Origin of the sequence: uncultured Microbulbifer sp., from assembly GCF_947489355.1 — a bacterium.
Lineage (GTDB): Bacteria > Pseudomonadota > Gammaproteobacteria > Pseudomonadales > Cellvibrionaceae > Microbulbifer.
Genome location: NZ_CANLDD010000130.1, coordinates 1 through 2,347 on the forward strand (window position 1 = coordinate 1; position 2,347 = coordinate 2,347).

4 protein-coding genes are annotated in these 2,347 nt (G+C 58.0%); all 4 read left to right on the top strand.

Annotation, left to right across the window (positions count from 1 at the left end; translation table 11 throughout):
- On the top strand, window positions 1-209 hold a 209-nt coding region (locus Q1A48_RS20990; protein ID WP_299948767.1), incomplete at its 5' end, for a hypothetical protein.
- Complete coding sequence (locus Q1A48_RS20995) at window positions 194-1,513, top strand: hypothetical protein (protein WP_299948769.1); 1,320 nt, start codon at window positions 194-196, stop codon at window positions 1,511-1,513. The genes Q1A48_RS20990 and Q1A48_RS20995, both read left to right, overlap by 16 nt.
- A gap of 2 nt (window positions 1,514-1,515) precedes the next feature.
- Window positions 1,516-1,908, top strand: a complete 393-nt coding sequence (locus Q1A48_RS21000) for a hypothetical protein (protein WP_299948771.1) — start codon at window positions 1,516-1,518, stop codon at window positions 1,906-1,908.
- On the top strand, window positions 1,908-2,347 hold a 440-nt coding region (locus tag Q1A48_RS21005; RefSeq protein WP_299948773.1), incomplete at its 3' end, for a hypothetical protein. The genes Q1A48_RS21000 and Q1A48_RS21005, both read left to right, overlap by 1 nt.

The window sequence follows — 2,347 nt, forward strand, 5'->3', positions numbered from 1 at the left end:
CCAGTTGCGCCATTCTGGATGAGGTGCATGAGCACACCGACGATGTGCTTTACGACACTATGATCACGGGTATGGGGCCGGTTCTGGCGAGGCGGGTGGACTTGCCGGGCAAGTCGATACCCTCAGCCAGAACTGGGAAGAGTTTCTGGAGGCATTGGGGAGGACGGAAGAGGCATCCAAAAGTGTTGGCTTTGTGGCCGATGCGGTGAGCTGGTGGCGCACTGTGCTGATGCCAACGGAGGCGGAGAAGAGCGCAGACCGATACTTCGAACTGCAAGATAAGTATCTCTGGCACCAGCAACAGCTTAAAAAAGCAACTGCCGAGGGCGTATCGGCGCAAATTCAGCAGCAGAGTTACTGGGTAGAAAAATACCGCACCCAGCTACAGGAAATGCAAAGCGCAGATCTGAAAGCGGCACTGGCGCGGCGGGAGGCACAGAAAAAAGCTACGGATGCAGCAGCGGCAGCCCGCGATCAGGCAGAGCGGGACCGCGCTGCGGCGGAATTAAAACGTCAGCAGGATGTGGGCGCAGCCCAGTTGAGTCAGCTGGATCAATTCCTGGCTGATCAGCGCGGCAAGATCGGCCTGGACCACGAAACGCGTCTGCAGCAGATTGCCGCCCTGCAGATCGCCGAGGAAGAGTTGCGCCGGCGCGGCTTCGATTCCCTTGAAACGCTGCGGGAGGAATACGCCGCACGGGAGGTATCCCGCTATCAAACTGCACTACAAGCGCTGCAAGCGGGCACCGCTAATGGTGAGGGCGAGGGTAATAAAGCCGGCCCCGATGGTCTCACCGATGCCGAACGCCAGCGCATGGTCGCGCGCCTGGAAACCCTGCAACTGTCCTGGCTCACCGAGATGGAGCAGCTGCAGGTGCAGCAGGATGAGGAGATGACACTGCTCGACCAGGCCTATGCCAGTAAATTGATCCAGAAGGATGAATACGAGCGCTCGCTGTTTCAACTGGAGCAAAAGCATGCAAAAGAGCGGCAGAAATTGGAGCAGGACACCAATAAAAGCAAACTGCAACTGTTTGCCAGCGGCGCAAAACAAATTTTTTCCGCAGCTTCCACTCACAGTAAAAAGATGGCAAAACTGAGTAAGGCTGCGGCTATCTTTGAGACGGGCGTTGCCCTGGTAACAAATATTGGGAATGCGTCAAAAATTGGATATCCACAAAATATTCCCATGATTGCCGGTGCCGTTGCACAGGGTGTGCAAATTGCCGGCATGTTGTCGGGCCTGAAGGCGCCCAGTGGGGTCAGTGCCGGCGCCACCGCCCCTGCCGCAACCCTGCCCAGTACCACCGGCGCCACCGCCACGCCGCTGGACACCTTTGCCGGCAACAGGGAACCGCAACAGCTCCCCACACAAATCATTTTCCAGATTGCCGGTGATGTGAACGGAGACAATAGCGAAGCGCTTTTGGAACAAATGGCCAACAAGATCAATAACCAGGACTTTGTATTGATCGGATCCAACTCCCGTCAAGCACAGGAATTGAGGGGTTAACCGTGTTTATTGAATTTACGCCTACGCGCCTGCACCCCACCGGCTCCGGCAAGCTGGAAGCCATCTTGCAACAGTACGAGAGCGGCGCACCGAGAGTGGAGGGCAGGGAGCACAGGGCTCTTTCCGGTGCGACCGAGACCACGGTGTACCGCATCGAGCGGGAATACCCGTGTCGCACGGCCCCCATCACCCTGAGCCCTGCCGGACTGGCGGTGTGGGACGCCTTCGCGGCCAGCTGCGGTGCCGGCGAGTTTTTTACCTTTGATCCCTTTGGCACCGAGGCCGCGCCGGACACCCCCGGTACTGTGCAGCTCAAATTCGGCTCCTTCAAACAGCAGCGCCAGCCCGCCTGGCGGTTTGTGTTCAGTTTTACCATTGTGGAAATCCTGGCCTGATGCGTAACAACTCAGAAACCTTCGACCTGGAAAACCAGTCCCCCCAGCGTGTGCTGCGCCTAGTGGTGGAGATCGGCTATGACCTGCCGCTGTATATTACCTCGCATCGGGATATTCCCGGCCTGCCCGCCAATGCCATTCTCGGTGCCTTAAAAAAATGTTCGGCCACCAGCCAGCGCCTGTTGCCGGAACAAGGCAGAGCGGAGATCGGCACCATCCAGTTTGAGGTGGTGGATATCGCCGGCCAGCTCTCCTATGTGCTGCGCGATGAACTGGAACAGGGCAATGGCATCAAGGGCCGCACCGTACGTCTGTACCAAGGCTTTGCCGGGTTGGATTGGTCGGATTTTCGCCTGGAGCAAACCCAGATCGCCGAGGAATCCATTGCCTACAGCGAAGGGGTGTACCGGGTGCGCTGCCGGGATATCCAGCGCGAGAT